Source organism: Cobetia sp. Ld8, assembly GCF_045066615.1.
GTDB classification, from domain to species: Bacteria; Pseudomonadota; Gammaproteobacteria; order Pseudomonadales; family Halomonadaceae; genus Cobetia; species Cobetia amphilecti.
In genome coordinates, this window is record NZ_JBISHF010000006.1 from 113,527 (window position 1) to 129,113 (window position 15,587).

19 protein-coding genes and 1 tRNA gene are annotated in these 15,587 nt (G+C 57.8%); 4 read left to right on the forward strand and 16 right to left on the reverse strand.

Annotated features, from left to right (window positions below):
* Positions 1-5: 5 nt before the first annotated feature.
* The 4 genes from secD to queA form a co-directional block, all read right to left on the reverse strand.
* Entirely contained in the window at positions 6-1,856 is a 1,851-nt protein-coding gene (gene secD / locus ACJJV2_RS02255; protein ID WP_054556870.1) for a protein translocase subunit SecD, read from the reverse strand.
* 70 nt (positions 1,857-1,926) lie between these two features.
* Positions 1,927-2,262 carry a preprotein translocase subunit YajC gene (gene yajC / locus ACJJV2_RS02260; protein ID WP_043333819.1) on the reverse strand — a complete coding sequence of 112 codons (336 nt, stop codon included), beginning with the start codon at positions 2,260-2,262 and terminating at the stop codon, positions 1,927-1,929.
* A 130-nt stretch (positions 2,263-2,392) separates the two neighbouring features.
* Positions 2,393-3,529: a tRNA guanosine(34) transglycosylase Tgt gene (gene tgt / locus ACJJV2_RS02265; RefSeq protein WP_200017636.1), complete on the reverse strand. Its 1,137-nt coding sequence runs from the start codon at positions 3,527-3,529 to the stop codon at positions 2,393-2,395.
* Between the two features lie 138 nt (positions 3,530-3,667).
* Complete coding sequence (gene queA, locus ACJJV2_RS02270; protein ID WP_107336757.1) at positions 3,668-4,699, reverse strand: tRNA preQ1(34) S-adenosylmethionine ribosyltransferase-isomerase QueA; 1,032 nt, start codon at positions 4,697-4,699, stop codon at positions 3,668-3,670.
* Positions 4,700-5,106: 407 nt separating this feature from the next.
* Between queA and ACJJV2_RS02275 the strand changes: the two genes are divergently transcribed.
* Positions 5,107-5,192, forward strand: a tRNA-Leu gene (locus ACJJV2_RS02275).
* Positions 5,193-5,245: 53 nt separating this feature from the next.
* Here the strand turns inward: ACJJV2_RS02275 and ACJJV2_RS02280 are convergent.
* The 12 genes from ACJJV2_RS02280 to ACJJV2_RS02335 all read right to left on the reverse strand — a co-directional run bounded on the left by ACJJV2_RS02280 (position 5,246) and on the right by ACJJV2_RS02335 (position 14,284).
* Positions 5,246-6,262, reverse strand: coding sequence for a site-specific integrase (locus ACJJV2_RS02280; protein ID WP_348472154.1), 1,017 nt, complete (start codon positions 6,260-6,262; stop codon positions 5,246-5,248).
* 193 nt (positions 6,263-6,455) lie between these two features.
* Positions 6,456-6,788, reverse strand: coding sequence for a hypothetical protein (locus ACJJV2_RS02285; RefSeq protein ID WP_405278006.1), 333 nt, complete (start codon positions 6,786-6,788; stop codon positions 6,456-6,458).
* Positions 6,789-7,043: 255 nt separating this feature from the next.
* Positions 7,044-7,613, reverse strand: coding sequence for a hypothetical protein (locus ACJJV2_RS02290; protein WP_405278008.1), 570 nt, complete (start codon positions 7,611-7,613; stop codon positions 7,044-7,046).
* Entirely contained in the window at positions 7,610-7,828 is a 219-nt protein-coding gene (locus tag ACJJV2_RS02295; protein WP_405278010.1) for a hypothetical protein, read from the reverse strand. Before ACJJV2_RS02295 ends, ACJJV2_RS02290 begins: the two co-directional genes overlap by 4 nt.
* The gene (locus ACJJV2_RS02300; protein WP_405278012.1) at positions 7,825-8,451 is read right to left on the reverse strand and encodes a hypothetical protein; all 627 of its coding nucleotides are present in this window, start codon (positions 8,449-8,451) and stop codon (positions 7,825-7,827) included. The genes ACJJV2_RS02295 and ACJJV2_RS02300 overlap by 4 nt, the downstream gene beginning before the upstream one ends.
* A 375-nt stretch (positions 8,452-8,826) precedes the next feature.
* Positions 8,827-9,489, reverse strand: a complete 663-nt coding sequence (locus ACJJV2_RS02305) for a hypothetical protein (protein ID WP_405278014.1) — start codon at positions 9,487-9,489, stop codon at positions 8,827-8,829.
* A 96-nt stretch (positions 9,490-9,585) separates the two neighbouring features.
* Positions 9,586-9,873 (reverse strand): hypothetical protein, encoded by a 288-nt coding sequence (locus tag ACJJV2_RS02310; RefSeq protein WP_348472164.1) that lies wholly within the window; start codon positions 9,871-9,873, stop codon positions 9,586-9,588.
* A 565-nt stretch (positions 9,874-10,438) separates the two neighbouring features.
* The gene (locus ACJJV2_RS02315; protein WP_176676543.1) at positions 10,439-10,714 is read right to left on the reverse strand and encodes a hypothetical protein; all 276 of its coding nucleotides are present in this window, start codon (positions 10,712-10,714) and stop codon (positions 10,439-10,441) included.
* 181 nt (positions 10,715-10,895) lie between these two features.
* Complete coding sequence (locus ACJJV2_RS02320) at positions 10,896-11,375, reverse strand: hypothetical protein (RefSeq protein WP_348472167.1); 480 nt, start codon at positions 11,373-11,375, stop codon at positions 10,896-10,898.
* A 331-nt stretch (positions 11,376-11,706) separates the two neighbouring features.
* The gene (locus ACJJV2_RS02325) at positions 11,707-12,246 is read right to left on the reverse strand and encodes a hypothetical protein (protein WP_348472171.1); all 540 of its coding nucleotides are present in this window, start codon (positions 12,244-12,246) and stop codon (positions 11,707-11,709) included.
* A complete protein-coding gene (locus ACJJV2_RS02330) occupies positions 12,246-13,307 on the reverse strand; it encodes a hypothetical protein (protein WP_348472173.1) in 1,062 nt (353 codons plus the stop codon). The genes ACJJV2_RS02325 and ACJJV2_RS02330 overlap by 1 nt, the downstream gene beginning before the upstream one ends.
* Positions 13,308-13,573: 266 nt before the next feature.
* The gene (locus ACJJV2_RS02335; protein ID WP_175089164.1) at positions 13,574-14,284 is read right to left on the reverse strand and encodes a helix-turn-helix transcriptional regulator; all 711 of its coding nucleotides are present in this window, start codon (positions 14,282-14,284) and stop codon (positions 13,574-13,576) included.
* Positions 14,285-14,371: 87 nt separating this feature from the next.
* Between ACJJV2_RS02335 and ACJJV2_RS02340 the strand changes: the two genes are divergently transcribed.
* From ACJJV2_RS02340 to ACJJV2_RS02350, 3 genes are all read left to right on the forward strand, one after another.
* A complete protein-coding gene (locus ACJJV2_RS02340) occupies positions 14,372-14,602 on the forward strand; it encodes a Cro/CI family transcriptional regulator (protein ID WP_175089165.1) in 231 nt (76 codons plus the stop codon).
* 62 nt (positions 14,603-14,664) lie between these two features.
* Positions 14,665-15,159 (forward strand): phage regulatory CII family protein, encoded by a 495-nt coding sequence (locus ACJJV2_RS02345; protein ID WP_175089166.1) that lies wholly within the window; start codon positions 14,665-14,667, stop codon positions 15,157-15,159.
* Positions 15,160-15,240: 81 nt separating this feature from the next.
* Positions 15,241-15,561 carry a hypothetical protein gene (locus tag ACJJV2_RS02350; RefSeq protein WP_348472176.1) on the forward strand — a complete coding sequence of 107 codons (321 nt, stop codon included), beginning with the start codon at positions 15,241-15,243 and terminating at the stop codon, positions 15,559-15,561.
* Positions 15,562-15,587: the final 26 nt, after the last annotated feature.

Consider the following 15,587-nt stretch of genomic DNA (forward strand, 5'->3'; position numbering starts at 1 on the left):
GCCCCTCAGATCCAGAGTTTCTTGAGTGTCTTGCCGCCAATGGCAAGATTGATGATGCCGCGCGAGACCATGATCGCCGTGAACATCGACGTCAGGATGCCGATGGACAGCGTCACCGCGAAGCCCTTGACCGGGCCACTGCCGATGGAGAACAGGATCACCGCGACCAGCAGGGTGGTGATGTTGGCATCGACGATGGAGGTGAAGGCGCGCTCGAAGCCGGTATGCACGGCTTGATGCAGCGGCATCTTGGAGCGCATTTCCTCGCGGATACGCTCGAAGATCAGCACGTTGGCATCCACCGCCATGCCCAGCGTCAGCACGATACCGGCGATACCCGGCAGGGTCAGGGTGGCACCCAGCATCGACATCGCGGCAATCAGGATCGCCAGGTTGGCGGTCAGGGCCACGTTGGCGACGACACCGAAGGCCTTGTAGCGCGCCAGCATGAACAGCACGACCAGCAGCAGGCCCAGCTCGACGGACAGGATGCCGCGCGAGATGTTCTCGGCACCGAGGCTCGGGCCGATGGTGCGTTCCTGCACGAAGTAGATCGGTGCGGCCAGTGAGCCGGAACGCAGCAGCAGCGACAGCTCCTTGGCTTCCGTCGGCGAGTCGAGGCCGGTGATGCGGAAGCTGTTGCCCAGTGCACTCTGGATCGTCGCCAGGCTGATCAGCCCCTTCTCGGTGTACGGGATGCGCTTCTCGACCTTCTCGCCGTCTTCCATCACGGTGCGCGTGCGGGTCTTGTGCTCGATGAACAGCACCGCCATGTTGCGGCCGATCGCGGCACGCGTGACGCGGTTCATGATCGAGCCACCGGTACCGTCCAGGTTGATGTTGACCTGCGGACGGCCGCTTTCATCGAAGCTGGTGCTGGCGCTGGAGACGCTGTCACCGCTGATGATCACGTCCTTCATGATGTTGGCGGTGCGGCTCGGCTGGTTGCGGAACGCGAAGCTCTCCATCTCGCTGGCCGGCGTGTCGCTGGCCGCTTCCAGACGGAATTCGAGGTTGGCGGTGGCACCCAGCACGCGCTTGGCGGCGGCCGTGTCCTGCACGCCCGGCAGCTCGACCACGATGCGGTTCGGGCCCTGGCGCTGAACCAGCGGCTCGGACACGCCCAGCTCGTTGACGCGATTGCGGATCGTGGTCAGGTTCTGGTTGACCGCGTAATCCTGAATCTCCTTGACGGCGGCGGCGGTCAGGGTGAGGTCCAGTACGGCCCCACGCTCGACATCGCGCTCGTCGTATTCGAAGTTCTGGAAGTCGCGCGAGATCAGTGAGCGCGCCTTCGAACGGTCTTCCTCATCGGAGAACGTCAGGCTCAGGGTGCCGTCGTCGACTTCGCTGCCGCGGTAGCGGATACGCTCCTCGCGCAGGGTTTCCTTGATGGCGCTGGCGTTGACTTCCAGGCGCTGCTTGACCGCGGCGTCCATGTCGACTTCCAGCTGGAAGTGGACACCGCCACGCAGGTCAAGGCCCAGCTTCATCGGTGAGGCACCGAGGCTGGCCAGCCACGACGGCGTGGCGTCGGCCAGGTTCAGCGCGACGATGGCGTCATCGCCGAGCGTCTCGCTGATCAGTTCCTTGGCGCGCAGCTGCTGGTCGTTGCTGGTAAGGCGAATCAGGCCGGTGGAACCGTTGAGTTCCCCGGATTTGGGCGTGATGCCGGCGTTTTCGAGGGCACTGGTGGCGCGATCGAGGTCTTGCTGGTCGATGGCCTCGGCGCCGCTGGCGGCACTGATCTGCACAGCCGGGTCTTCGGGGTAGAGATTCGGCAATGCGTAGATCACGCCGACGGCAAGTACCAGGCAGATCACCAGGTACTTCCAAAGCGGATAGCGGTTGAGCATGGCAGCCCTGTCCTTGGTGGAGCGGGAGAGAAAAGCATGCTGCCGGCACAGGGGCCGGCAGCAGGAGGGATCAGATGGACTTGATGGTGCCCTTCGGCAGGACTGCAGCCACGGCAGATTTCTGCACGTTGACTTCGTTGCCTTCGTTCAGCTCCATGGTGATGAACTGCTCGCTGACCTTGGTGATGCGGCCAACCAGGCCACCACCGATGACGACTTCGTCACCCTTGGCCAGATTGCCGATCAGGTTCTTGTGTTCCTTGGCGCGCTTGGACTGCGGACGCCAGAGCAGGAAATAGAAAATGACCACGAAGCCGACCAGCATGACGATCTGGCCGATGGCGCCGCCGCCGGCGACAGCCGCTTCGGCTTCCGCGTGTGCGGCAGGAATCAGGAATTCCAGCATGTGTATCTCCAGAGGTTACGAGTGAACTGTTGTTATGCAATGAGCGTGATTCAGGCTCTTCTTCACGTCTGGCTCGAGTCGAATATCAAGACGACCGGAGGATTTGGCCCCCGGTCGTCATTCGCCTCGATCAGTCGGCCAGCGGCGGCACCGGCAGGCCGCGCGCGGCATAGAACTGTTCCACGAAGTCCTGCAATGTACCCGCTTCAATTGCACCGCGCAAACCAGCCATCACGGTCTGGTAGTAGCGCAGATTGTGGATGGTGTTGAGCATCGAGCCGAGCATTTCTCCACAGCGATCAAGGTGATGCAGATAGCCGCGCGAGAAATTGGTGCAGGTGTAGCAATCGCAGTCCGGGTCCAGCGGTGAGGTGTCACGCTTGTGGACGGCGTTGCGGATCTTGACGGTGCCCGTCGGCGTGAACAGGTGGCCGTTGCGCGCGTTGCGGGTCGGCATCACGCAATCGAACATGTCGACGCCACGCCGCACGCCCTCGACGAGGTCTTCCGGCTTGCCGACGCCCATCAGATAGCGCGGCTTGTCGTCCGGCATCCACTCGGGGAGGTAGTCGAGAACCTTGATCATCTCGTCCTTGGGCTCGCCCACGGACAGGCCGCCGATGGCGTAGCCGTCGAAATCGATCTTCTTGAGGCCCTCGAGGGATTTCTCGCGCAGGTCCGGGTACATGCCGCCCTGGATGATGCCGAACAGCGCCGACGGCGAGTCGCCATGCGCGTCGTAGGAGCGCTGCGCCCAGCGCAGGGACATCTCCATCGACTTGCGCGCTTCATCATGGGTGGCCGGATACGGCGTGCACTCATCGAAGATCATCACGATGTCGGAGCCCAGCGAGCGCTGCACCGCCATCGATTCTTCCGGGCCCATGAAGACCTTGGAGCCATCGACCGGTGAGCGGAAGTGAACGCCCTGTTCGGTGATCTTGCGCGTCTTGCCCAGCGAGAAGACCTGGAAGCCGCCGGAATCGGTCAGGATCGGCTTGTCCCACTGCGCGAAGTCATGCAGATCGCCATGCGCTTCGATGACTTCCGTACCCGGGCGCAGCCACAGGTGGAAGGTGTTGCCGAGGATGATCTCGGCGCCGATGTCCTTGATGGACTCCGGCGTCATGCCCTTGACGGTGCCGTAGGTGCCCACCGGCATGAAGGCCGGGGTTTCCACGGTGCCGCGCGGGAAAGTCATGCGGCCACGACGTGCACGGCCATCGGTCGCGAGCTTTTCAAAGCTCATGAAGCATTCTTTACGCATGGTGCTCTCTTTGCTTGGCGGCGAAACAGGCCGCAGCTGGTGTGTCGATGCCACTATGCCGCAGCATAGCGCGGGGCGCGTTAACTGCGCATGACACGGCCCTCGGCGAATACCGGGGCCGTGTCAGAAGGAGGTGATTCAGGCGCGTTCCAGCAGCATGGCATCGCCATAGCTGAAGAACTGGTAGCGCTCTTCCACCGCCGCCTGATAGGCCGCCATGGTGTGCTCGTAGCCGGCGAAGGCCGAGACCAGCATCAGCAGGGTCGATTCCGGCAGATGGAAGTTGGTGATCAACAGATCCACTACCTGCCATTCGTAGCCCGGGTAGATGAAGATGTCGGTGTCGCCGGAGTAGGGGGCCAGCTCACCAGCGTGGGCCTTGGCGGCGCTCTCGAGACAGCGCACGCTGGTGGTGCCGACGGCGACCACGCGGCGACCGGCGGCGCGGGCACGGGCGATCTTGTCGCAGGCTTCCTGACCGACCTCGATCCACTCGCTGTGCATGTGGTGCTCGAGAATGCTGTCGACGCGCACCGGCTGGAAGGTGCCGGCGCCCACATGCAGGGTGACGAAGGCGGTCTCGATGCCTTTCTCGGCCATGGCGGCCATGATCGGCTCATCGAAGTGCAGGCCAGCCGTCGGGGCGGCCACGGCGCCATCGCGCTTGGCATAGACCGTCTGGTAGCGCTCGCGATCCGACAGCTCGTCATCCCGAGTGATATAAGGCGGCAGCGGCATGTGGCCGTGCTGGTTGAGTAGCTCGATCATCGGCGTCTCGCCGTGGAAGCGCAGCTCGAACAGCGCCTCCTGACGGCCTTCGACCACGGCCGTGATACCACCTTCGAAGATCAGCTCGGTACCCGGCTTGGGCGACTTGCTGGAGCGGATGTGCGCCAGGCCGCGATGGGCGTCCAGCGGACGCTCCAGCAGCATCTCGATCTTGCCGCCGGAGGCTTTCTGACCATGCAGGCGCGCGGGGATCACGCGGGTGTCGTTGAAGACCACGACATCGCCGGGTTCCAGCTGCTCGAGCAGGTCCGGGAAGCGGCGGTGCACGATCTCGCCGCTCTTTCCATCCAGATGCAGCAGCCGGCAATCGCTGCGCTGCTCTGACGGGTAGCGGGCAATCAGCTCATCCGGCAGGCTGAAATCGTAATCGCTGCGCTGCATCGGGCGCGCGTCGTTAGGTGTGGCAACGCCCGAGGCATCACCGGAATCGATACGTGACATGGCCAACCTGACACTCTGATAACACGAGGCGCGTGGTGCGCTCCGTGGCATGCGTACATGCACAATGGGGAGATGCCGCCCTGAGACACTGGCGCTCTCGTCGCGAGCGCATGACTCCCTTTCTGCGGGTGGGGCAGTCAGGTGCGACACTCTCGAGGCCTTGGCTGTCTGGGCAGACGAAAAAGGTCGCTCATGATACCCAATGCCATCGTCCACGCGAAGACCCGTTTGCGGGCGACACGCCTCAGTCCACTGCGGCGTGGGGTGTGAGGAAGCGCTCCATGTGTCTGATCTGACGCCAAAACTCGTTGACCTTGGCGCAATGTCCCGTATAATTTCGCTCCGTTGCCGGTGTGGCGGAATTGGTAGACGCAGCGGATTCAAAATCCGCCGCTTAATAGGCGTGTCGGTTCGAGTCCGACCACCGGCACCAGCTTTGAAAACAGTCGCTTACGAGCGGCTGTTTGCGTTTCTGGCTCCCTCCTTTTAGTGCTTGGTCGCAGTTTGGTCGCAGCCGGTCGCATTCAACCGCGGCAGCCGCGCTCCGATCTCATCAATGCCCTGTTCGAACATGTGAGAATAACGACTTGTGACGATCAGGCTGGAATGCCCCAGCAGGTCGCGCACCGTGGTCATGCTCTCGCCAGCCTGAGCCAGCATGCTTGCATAGCTATGGCGCAGATCATGAAAGCGCAGGTCCGGTCTGCCCAGCGCTTTGCGAGCGTCTTCCCACGTCTTTCTCAGCCGCGCGTAGGTGGTATCGAAGGGCAGGTCATGCAACCATGGCCGAGCATCTTCTGGAACAGGCACCACCCGGGCCTTGCCGGACTTGGTTTGATCTGGTCGCAGCAGGATGCGACCACCGTGGATGTTCGAAGGCTCAAGTGCGAGCAGTTCGCCCTGGCGCAGTCCCGTCAAGGCTGCCAGGGCGATCACCTTCTTATCCACAGCGCGTGCATCCGGTATCGCTTCCATCAGTAGCGTCAGCTCTGCCGCGTTCAGATAGATATGCCGTTCGTTCTTCGGCGTTTTCTTCCGGATCTTGTCGCCCAGCGGCTGGTTGATCCAACCCCACTCGATATACGCCAGATTGAGCACCCGCTTCACCACCTGCAGGTGGTTGTTGATTGTGCTCTGAGCGCGTCCTGCCTTCCTCAAGTGGCTGGCCATTTCTCTGGCCTTGTCCACTGTCTCTTGTCCGATCAGCACGTCCTCGCCCATGTAGGCTGCCACCGGCCGGATAGCCTTTGCCTGGCTGGCAACGTCGTACTCATCGACCCACCGCTTTACTCCCTCGAGAAACGTGCGCCTCCGCTCGCGGCCCATCCGCTGACCTTGAAACGCCGCTTCGTTTACTGCTGTTTCGCGTGCAGCGGCATACTCCCGCGCTTGCCTTTCGCCTTCTCGAGTCCCGTCAAACGTTGATTGATGTCGCTGACCCTGATGCGTTTCGGTAACGACCCATTTCCCGCGTGCTTCGCGGTATCTGACTGTGATTCCCATCGGTTGCCCTCATGCTCTGGGCTACGCTGGCAGGCACTAGCATATGCCGCCACCGCATCCGGCTCAAAGCGGATAGACTTTCCAAATTTCACGTAGCCAATCTGGTGCTTGTGGGTGTAGACCCAGCTCAGGCTCATGCTCAGTTGGCGGGCTACCGCCTCGGGGGTGAGAAGATTCACTGCCGTTGCCTCCATCAGTCACCTTGATACCGGCCCGAGCCATAGCCCATGGCCTCACGTTCTTGCTCTGCCTGTCGCGCCGCCTGGTATTGCTCCACGGCCTGACGCACGCCGGGCACCTTCATCAGTTGGGCATGTGCTTGTCGCCAGTGATCGCGGCGCCGACTGATCATCACGATCAGGTCTTCCAGTGGCAGCGCCTCACCATCTTCAGCGGCGTACCCGGTGCCATGGCAGTGAGCACAGGGCGAGCGATGGAAGACGCCATGGAATGTGCCGCTGCCACCACACTGCGGGCACGGGCCATGTGCTGGCGGCTCCCACGTTGATTGCGATACCTGACGCATCTGGCCTCCCTGCGGGCACAAAAAAGCCACCTCGTGGGTGGCGGTATAACTCGTGGCGATCTATCGGTTTATCGCTGGCGCTCAATCAGGTTCCAACCCAGCGGGAAGCCATCGTCTCGGGTGAGGTGAGCTGGCGGGTTATCCATCAGGCACTGAGGCGTGGTGGTTGGCCTTACCTGCCCCCAGCAAAGCGGGGTCGTGGCGATGAATCCGTGCTTGCACTTGCGGGCGCTTTCATCCCATCCGTCGCATACCTTATTCATCGCCGTTTCCCTCCGCTTGCTTGCGGTATCCGGCTGCAATCATGCGCTCAACGACCCCTCGCACGTTTGCGAAGTCCCCATCCTCTCCGTCAATGGCGTCCATAGCCTCCGTCGCCGCCTGCTCGCGGTACTCGGCGATCAGTTCGGCTATCCTTTCGCGGCAATGGCCGGCACCCATAGCTTTGTTACCGTAGTCAACACCTGGCCCCACGACCATCTCGTCGCCATCGCCATCTGTCTCTGTGTACTTGTAGGACATTTCCCGCTGGCCGCACTCAATACTCATGCAGACCGACCTAGCCTCTTCCAGCGCCTCGGCCTTCATGCGGGCGTCGCGGTGGGCGAGGGCGCCGCCTTCGTCATATACCAACCCCACTATCTTCTGCACGATTTCGTCTGCTTCACCTTCGTTCGAGGCGAAAGTCAGGCTGTCGGCCAGTGACGCCATCTCGGAGAACTGAGCCGCCAATTCATCACGCTCCGCCTCAACCTTCAGCGCGGCCTCACGAAAGGCGTTCTTCTGCTCCACTGAGATCATCGGCATGTCGCGTAGAGTGGTCATTGCAGCATCTCCCCAATGTGCTTCATCAGCCGCTGCCGCGCTTTCTCTACCTGAGACGGCGTGAGAATGTCAGCGAACATCAATCGCGTAATGGCGTCGGCCTGGTTGTCCCATGCTTCTGATCTGCTGGAGGCGATATCCACACCCTGATCAGCCAGCTGCTGCGTGATGCTTGGGGCCAGCGCGCCCATCTGGATTTCCACTTGCTTGCTCATGCGGCCTCCTTTTCTTCACGCTGGCGGTAATGCTTGATGCCCCAGACAATAGCGTGACAGCACCATAGGTAATGGAATTGGTAGCGGCTATCCGAATATTCCCAGAAGTCCTCTAGCAGTCCTGGTGCCTCGGGGCAGTCAAACTCGCGCACTGCCGCGATGGCCTCATACTCATCGCTACAATTGAGCAGGTTATCCCGTAGGTACTCTTTCACCTCTCCCGTGGTTTCAGGATCGGGCAAAGCGTTACCTTCGAGCCATTCCTTCCATTCCCGGACAACGTTACGATGGTGGGCTTCTGAGTCCCACTCCGTGGTGATCGCACGACTACCCTCAGATCCTGCGCCTGCCTGGATTTTCTCCTGCCAGTAACCAGGACTGATGCCGTGCTCCCCGTCACCAAAGAACTCGAACATGTCTCGGGTGCGGGAGAAAGTGAAGGTGCCCATGTCACCGGCAATGGCCAGATGGCCTGGCCAAGTGATCAGATCGAAGTAGCAATCTCGCGTCTCGGGACGCTGAAACCTGAGGTGTCGGTATAGCCCGTTATCGTTTTGGATCTCCATGACATGCCGAGCGATGTCGCGAGAAAAGCGTTCTGCGATCTCTTGTTCTCTGTTCATGTGTTATCCGTGTCGAATTGTGTCGAACAAGCACGAAAAAGCCCCCTGAGAGGGGGCTTGGACAGCGTGCTTTGATATTCCTGTTAGCTATATCCGCATATCAGCGGATAGCGATCAGTCATCACTTATGGTTGTCAGCCACGTCATAATGAGGGGAACACTAATAACAGTGACTGACATGAGGAGGGTGGCAAGTAGTTCCAATAGCTTACTGCTTTGTCTGTGGGGGGATTGTCGGAGCAATGATATCAGGTGTGGTTAATTACAACTTTTCTCTGATCGGCTAATTTTCAACGGCTGGTGCTTTAGTAACCAACGCCTCTTGCTTGAGCTTCTCGGGGTGGCGGCGCAAGTTTTAGTGTGTGAGGGAGTGGTTCATGACTTCACCTTCCGGTGGCCTGCATCGTAGAGCGCTCCCAACAGGTACTCCTCCGACAGTGCCCCATGCAGCTCGCGCTTATGAGCGTCAGCCGCGGCCTTGGTTATCTGCTTCATGTCCCCAATCGCCTTCTCTCGATCGGAGCGGATGGGGCGGAATTGAAGATCGTTGAACGCTGACACCCACCAGCCGCCATCTTTCGTTTCCCATAGTTCGCGGCAAATACACACGGCAAGCCCGCGATTGAGGTGGACAATCACCTCGACTGCCTTCCCGTCACGTCTGACGTCTTCCTCGCTCACCCGGTCATGAGTAGTTAGCACCAGCTTTACCACCGCACCCACCGGCGGCAGGCCCTCGCCATTCCAGTCGCCTGGATCGACTTCATCTGCTGAGGTGGTTGGAACCGCATCGCTGACTGGCCGCTCGAGATGTTGGACGTGTGCCTGCAACGCCTCTTCCCATTGTTCCCGGGTAATGACAATGCGGCGCTCATGGGCGCCTATCCATGCGTAATGCCATTCGTTGTTGGTCGGGCCCTTGATCCAACCCTCGAGATCACCGTGGCCGTTGTCGGTCGGCAGGTTGCAGTCCGTCTCGGGCCGCGGCCACGGGTGAGGGAGGTGCAGCAGGCTTTCCATCAGTTGATCGCGGGTCATGTCAGTCATCCTTGGTGAGCAGTGTGTCGAGCCAGCCACCGGCGAGCAGGTAAAAGAAAGCCGCCAGGCAAGTGGCGGCAATGAGTAGCGGGTGAATCATGGTGATGCCTGTTTGAGTGAGGCGTAATCGCCCAGTCGTTTGGCTGTTGCCAACAGGCCGGCAGGCCTTCGCCTTAGCGTTTTGACAGCCTCTGCCAAGCTTTGGGGCTTCGCCGGTTTGCGGGATTTGGTGACTGGCTCAAGCAGTAGTATCGGATCATGACGACCCAAGCGCGTCATGCGGGACAAGAGTGTCCCTTCCCCGATACCGAGCCGCTCGGCATGTTCCGCCATCGTCGCGGTGATGCCATCGACAGTGACCCGAGATCGAAGAAAGAGTGTCATGCTGGCCTCCACGAGTGGTTGAGCACACAGGTCAGCCACCAGAAGAGGCTGGCGTGTGAGCACAAAAAGGCCCGCCGGTTGGGGCGGGCAGGATGCGTCGAGAGACACGATGAAAAGGGGAGTACCAAAAGGCCCCATCAGGGACGTGACGGGGAAGCACAGGCACTACAGGGAAAGCATATCGGTAAGCCGTCGCGCTATGTGATGGCTTGCCAATGCACTCTCGGGTGGGCTCTGCCATTGGCAAAGCCCCATACCATTCCCAGTATTTCGACAGCCCTGGGCGGCGTACTCCCAGCGGCCTCTCACGTGTCTAGCGCTACGGGCGGGCTGGGCATGTCTGATTGTTAAAGAGCAGCCGCATTGCCCGGCGGTTCGGGACTCATCAGGCGATACCGGCAGTGCCGATGCCCTCTGATAAGCGCTGTCTCTCCAGCTGTCACACCACTTGCCCAGGTGTCGGGGGTAAGGCCGCTAGCGCAAGGGAGGAACCGGCGCCTTACCTGCGGGTGGTTATGCTCGTAATCCCACTGGCACCACCTGCTGGCCGTGGGGCGAGGTCCGATCAGCGACTGGCAAGCTGCTGACCATGCGTAATCTGAGGGGAGCAGAGGCTGGCGGCATTGCCGTGGAAGTCCGGCCAGCCGCGGCGCTGTGATTCGGCGAAACCGGCCTTGGCGTCTTCCTGCCACATGGCAGTCATCTCGCAGTATTCGGCTTCGCTGGCGGTCAGCTGGCGCGGGCCATCGGTCTGCTGGGTGAGGCTGGCGAGCGTGACCAGACCGCCGACGATGACGGCGAGGGTGATAGCTGAACGATGCTTGCGGGCTGTGTCGGTCATGGGCTGCTCTAATCCACTCAGTGACGATGGCGATGTGCCGTGTCGATGCGAATAATTATGGGTAAGCCCGTATTGATGGTCAAGGGTTTGCCCGTATTTTTTCAGGGAGGAGTATTCCTGCCCATGTCGGAGGCAATAAAAAACCCGCCACGATGGGCGGGTCAGATGGCCTGCGGGAGGTTTAGCGGTCTGCGTTCTCGATGCGGCGCTTGTACGCCTCGGCGGCCTGAGTGTCTGTGCCACCGTGTTCCGCGTAATCGAAGCTACCGGCTGGAATGGGGGCTGGCTCCCGCGTCTTTTGTGGCTGGGGAGGGGCTGGCGGTGGGGTGGAGGATTTCGCCCCGTGCGCGGGCTTGCTGGCGGTCAGAGCGCTATTGCGACCGCAGTGATGACAGATGGTGGCCTGCTTGGGAATCAGTGAGAGGCAGTGCGGGCATTCCTTGTCAGTGGACTTGGCGCCGCGCAGTCGGCGGCGCTTGAGTTTCACCGGGTCGCCCGGCATGGCGATGACGTAGAGCATGCCCATCAATGGCGTGCCGAAGAACCCCACGGCGCCCGACGATAGGACATCCACGCCCTTGTAGTACGCGGCATGCATTACGGCCAGCCAGGGCAACAGAAAGACGGAAAGTGTCAGGAAAACGATTAAGGCAGCAGACATGAGTTCGCCTCCTTGCGAGTCATGTGTAGTGATGATATTTGCTAATACTAGCACTGCTGGCAGACGCTGAAAGCAAAAAAAACCGCCACGATGGGCGGGTCAGATATTGCGTGAGGGGCTTAGTGGTCTACGTTCTCGATGCGGCGCTGAGTGCCTGCGCCGTCATGTTCGTCGTGATTGAAGCTTAGGCTCGGCATGATAGTACTTGAGCTACTTATCTATCCTTTGTTGTTGTATATCTAATAAGATTTTATCTTATGTTACAAGCTTCACCTAGTGTTACTCTCGTAAAGCTTGCGCCTGAGAAAGATATACAAAGAAAACTCAATCGCTATTTTTCATTATTGGTATCTAGCTTTTTTAGTAGTCTAGCTGCATTGTTTATATCGTCTGACCTGCGTTTTATTTTTGCCTCAAAATCGGAAACTTTGTTTATTTCATTAATTGAGTCCATTGTCTTAATGACGACATAGGAAATTAAAAAGCCGTTGATAAAGAATAGTGTAAAAATATAGTTTTGTAACTTAGGCAAGCTAGATGCAAAGAATATCATGGCGGCGGCGATAGCAATAAAAACATGTAGCCCACACCGATATCTTAGAATTGTTGTCTTTTGCTCAACAGCATCATTGACACGTCTAAACTCACTGCGACTCAAGCCACTCATTTTCCCGAGATCTTTAAGGCGATGCATTAACTGTATAGTAATAGTTAATGGGAACAAAAAAATTGCCATAAGTACAGTTGGTATAGCATGATTTTCTTCAGGCAATAAGTCACTTGCGTATCCTAAAGCTAGCGCTCCGAATACACATAAAGTCAGCTTCATTATATGTGCAAGCAGCCTTTTGGCTGAAGATTTTGTGCTCATTATAGTGTCTCGTCACCGGCCTCCAGTTCTTTTGAGCCAATTTTAGAAATTAGCCAGCTACGCATCTCATGAATCAACATGCTTTCATCAATAAGGCCCTTGTCTGAGAATTTTGCATTGATTTTTCCGCTTAATTTTAGCTCATCGCCTTTAATTTCACCACCACCTTTCAACAGGATCTTCACGTCAGACTCTGGGCTATGCCGCATGCTAGTTGCTATAGAGTCAATAACTTTTTGGCCGGATTTGTCAGTTTTATATTTGTATGTAATCTCTAATGCTACATGAATATTTGAGTCATCAAGTGTGTCATCCAGTTTTATTTCGCTCATGAATCCAGGTATCAGTGATTCAATAATCGATGCTGCTTTACCTGTAGGTGTAAACTTGACTTTATTGGCATGAGTTTCTTGGTTGAATGTATTCGTGGAGCTTATAGTGTTGTCTTCTGTTATGGATGTGAGAGGGGCTCCAATTTGGATTGATTTGGCAGGTGATTGTTCTAGTTTTTTAAATACACTTTCGGCAGGTTTATCTCTAAGTACTAACATTGTTGTAGTGGAAAATACTGATGTACATGTGCTTCCAAAAAGCCATGTGAGGTGTGCTTCAAACTCGCGGGAACTTAATGCTTTTGATTGAATTATTGTTACATGATTGTCTAAGATGCAAAAGTAAAGAATAGAGTCAAGAAATTCCCTTTTTCGTTTAATTTTATCTTCTTTTGACTCTTTGTCGGCAGACTCTCCATCAGGAATTTTTTCAGATGAAAGGGCTTCAATAGAATAAAAATCTTGATTATTGTCGATCGTTATATACGGTTGATTCTTACCAGACTCTAGATATACTAGCTGACCGAATGAAACGCCGTTTTGATTAATATATCTGTTTATGAAGATAGAGCTCTTCTCGTCTTCATCTATATTTTGCATTCGGTCTACAGGCTTTTTGGCCGTACCATTTTCTCCAATAGCTTTTTCAAGCAGAGTTTGGAGGTTAAGATTTCCTGTAATAAATGAGCTTTTATAATGTATGGTTTTTTGCTTAGTAGTTTTTGCCATTCTTTTGCTCCCTGCATTCAGTGCCTGTGGTTAATAGGCAAGTAGTAGCATTATCGCTATTATTAAATCCCATCGAGAGTAGTTGGCGTTACCTCTGCCTCTGCCTCTGCCTCTGCCTCTGCCTCTACACAACAAATTGACAGGGAGGGTCGCACCAGTGACACGGGGAGGGTCGCCCCAGTGCTACGGGGAGGGTCGCACCAGTGCTACCCCCAGAACCTACCTATTAGAACCACTCTCTCTGGTTACGCGTGCGCGTGGGGGCGTCAGGCAAAGGTTTCCCACCAGAAGACGCGACCGATGATCTTCGGGGCATCCGGATCTCCCAGGGTGTAGATCTCTTCTGGATACTCGATGTGGTTGTCACTGACCACCCGCATGCGCCCCGGCGGCAAGCGGTAGAGGCGCTTCACGCGTAGCATGCCGCAATGATCCAGCGCGTAGACCTTGCCATCCAGAATCTGTCGGCAGCCCTTGTCGATGCCGATGGGTGAGCCATCCACGATCACTGGCTCCATGGAGTCGCCAGAAACGGTCGCGCATGCCGCAAGTGATGGGTCTACACCAGCCTTCATCAAGCGCGGCAGGCTGAAGCGCATGTACGCCCCGTGGTTCTCGATGACTTGCGTTCGGCCATCGCCAGCCGCCATCTCAACCTCACGAAAATACGGAATCTCTACCTCGTCATCCCGGAGAGGCTCATCGCCGTCCACGATTTCCGTTTCATGGAGCACCAGCTCACTGGCATCGCTTCGGGGAGCGGTCTCTGAATCAAGCATCTCGCCTTTGCCAGTGGTGAGCCATCTCGCACTCACGCCAAGGGCATGAGCGATCTCAGCGGCGTACCCAGTCTTGCGGGACTTGCCCCGCTCTAGGTCGGAAACGCTGGTCTGATCTATGCCCACACGCTCAGCAAGCTGCACCTGGGTGAGCTTGGCGTGTTTTCGGGCGGCTTTAAGGCGGTCTTTGAATTCCATGGGGTGATTATCATGGGCGCGCCCATACCCTTGCAAATGGGTAGTCCCGTATTTATGATTACGGGTATTCCCGTATGGAGCGGCACGATGAAAAACATATTCGAGCGTTTGGTTGATCACTTTGGGACCCAAGCCAAGGCAGCTGATGCGCTTGGGGTCTACCAAGGAACAGTTTCTGGATGGGTTCGCGGAAAACATGGGATGTCTCCAGTTCTGGCGCTCCGTGCAGAGCGGTTGACGATGGGCAAGTTCAAGGCTGAGAAGCTGTGCCCGCCGCTGGTCCACGGATTGCGGAACGCCAACAAGAACACCGCCTGACACCAACAGCATAGCCAGCCGCCCATATCGGCTTAAACGGAACGAACACGGAGAGATTCACCATGGACAGCCATACAGCCCCCGAACGTGACATGGATACCTATCTGGATGCGGTGCATGACGTGGTTTTCGAGTGCTGCCCCAAGGTGCTGGCAAGCGATATCGGCATGTCGGTGAAGTCGCTTTACCGCCGGGTGGCCGAGGACGACCCCATGCCGATGCGACTGATCGACGTGGTGGGGATCTTCTGGAACGTGGATCGCGAGCACCAGTTGCGCCTGATCGCCCCGTTCCTCGATCACCTGGGCATGGTGGCGGTGCCGCGCTGCGAGAAGGGCGAGGTGAGCCGTGGTGACGTGTTCGCGTCAGTGCTGGATGCCCAGCAGGGGCAGGGCGCGATGGCAGCGCTGATTCAGGCGGCGATTGCGGATGGCGAGGTAGACGAGGAAGAGGCGGCGCAGCTTGAGGCACAGCACAAGGCCATTGAGCAGCAGATGAGCACTCTGATGGGCCAGCTGCAGGCGATGCGCAAACCGCTGAAGGTGGTGAGCCGGTAACCGGGCACCAGATACGAAAATCCCCCGAAGGCGTCGAAACCAATCCGGGGGAAGCATCTCACTATGCCAAGGGAGTATGGCATGACGATCAAGACGAGTGAAGCCAAGCAGATGTTGACCAGCTATCGGGGTTGGAGCTGTGAATCCCTCAAGGCCGAGACCTATCGGCTGGCGGTGATGATCGAGAAGCGTGAGCGAGTGGGTGGCGTGATTGATCTGCGTATGAGCATGCAGCACCACCTGGCTGTGGTGGCCCTGCTGGAATGCGGCAAGGGGCAGGGTGAGTCGGCTCAGGCAGATGCCCGCCGCACTCTGTCGATCGACCACCACATGAGCGAGGCAGGACGTTTCGAGCGCCTGTCACTGGGCGTGGCAGCCAAGGGCGATGAGGTATCGGCATGAGCATCACGGCACGAATGAGTTCGGCA

Bases quoted from the DNA above. Each gene is read 5' to 3' on its own strand.
- ACJJV2_RS02310 (WP_348472164.1), bottom strand. From the start codon at position 9,873: ATGACACTCTTTCTTCGATCTCGGGTCACTGTCGATGGCATCACCGCG.
- ACJJV2_RS02295 (WP_405278010.1), bottom strand. From the start codon at position 7,828: ATGAGCAAGCAAGTGGAAATCCAGATGGGCGCGCTGGCCCCAAGCATC.
- ACJJV2_RS02300 (WP_405278012.1), bottom strand. From the start codon at position 8,451: ATGAACAGAGAACAAGAGATCGCAGAACGCTTTTCTCGCGACATCGCT.
- ACJJV2_RS02325 (WP_348472171.1), bottom strand. From the start codon at position 12,246: ATGAGCACAAAATCTTCAGCCAAAAGGCTGCTTGCACATATAATGAAG.
- ACJJV2_RS02330 (WP_348472173.1), bottom strand. From the start codon at position 13,307: ATGGCAAAAACTACTAAGCAAAAAACCATACATTATAAAAGCTCATTT.
- tgt (WP_200017636.1), bottom strand. From the start codon at position 3,529: ATGCGTAAAGAATGCTTCATGAGCTTTGAAAAGCTCGCGACCGATGGC.
- ACJJV2_RS02340 (WP_175089165.1), top strand. From the start codon at position 14,372: ATGAAAAACATATTCGAGCGTTTGGTTGATCACTTTGGGACCCAAGCC.
- ACJJV2_RS02290 (WP_405278008.1), bottom strand. From the start codon at position 7,613: ATGACCACTCTACGCGACATGCCGATGATCTCAGTGGAGCAGAAGAAC.
- ACJJV2_RS02350 (WP_348472176.1), top strand. From the start codon at position 15,241: ATGACGATCAAGACGAGTGAAGCCAAGCAGATGTTGACCAGCTATCGG.
- yajC (WP_043333819.1), bottom strand. From the start codon at position 2,262: ATGCTGGAATTCCTGATTCCTGCCGCACACGCGGAAGCCGAAGCGGCT.
- ACJJV2_RS02335 (WP_175089164.1), bottom strand. From the start codon at position 14,284: ATGGAATTCAAAGACCGCCTTAAAGCCGCCCGAAAACACGCCAAGCTC.
- ACJJV2_RS02280 (WP_348472154.1), bottom strand. From the start codon at position 6,262: ATGGGAATCACAGTCAGATACCGCGAAGCACGCGGGAAATGGGTCGTT.
- ACJJV2_RS02320 (WP_348472167.1), bottom strand. From the start codon at position 11,375: ATGTCTGCTGCCTTAATCGTTTTCCTGACACTTTCCGTCTTTCTGTTG.
- secD (WP_054556870.1), bottom strand. From the start codon at position 1,856: ATGCTCAACCGCTATCCGCTTTGGAAGTACCTGGTGATCTGCCTGGTA.
- ACJJV2_RS02315 (WP_176676543.1), bottom strand. From the start codon at position 10,714: ATGACCGACACAGCCCGCAAGCATCGTTCAGCTATCACCCTCGCCGTC.
- ACJJV2_RS02285 (WP_405278006.1), bottom strand. From the start codon at position 6,788: ATGCGTCAGGTATCGCAATCAACGTGGGAGCCGCCAGCACATGGCCCG.
- ACJJV2_RS02345 (WP_175089166.1), top strand. From the start codon at position 14,665: ATGGACAGCCATACAGCCCCCGAACGTGACATGGATACCTATCTGGAT.
- queA (WP_107336757.1), bottom strand. From the start codon at position 4,699: ATGCAGCGCAGCGATTACGATTTCAGCCTGCCGGATGAGCTGATTGCC.
- ACJJV2_RS02305 (WP_405278014.1), bottom strand. From the start codon at position 9,489: ATGACCCGCGATCAACTGATGGAAAGCCTGCTGCACCTCCCTCACCCG.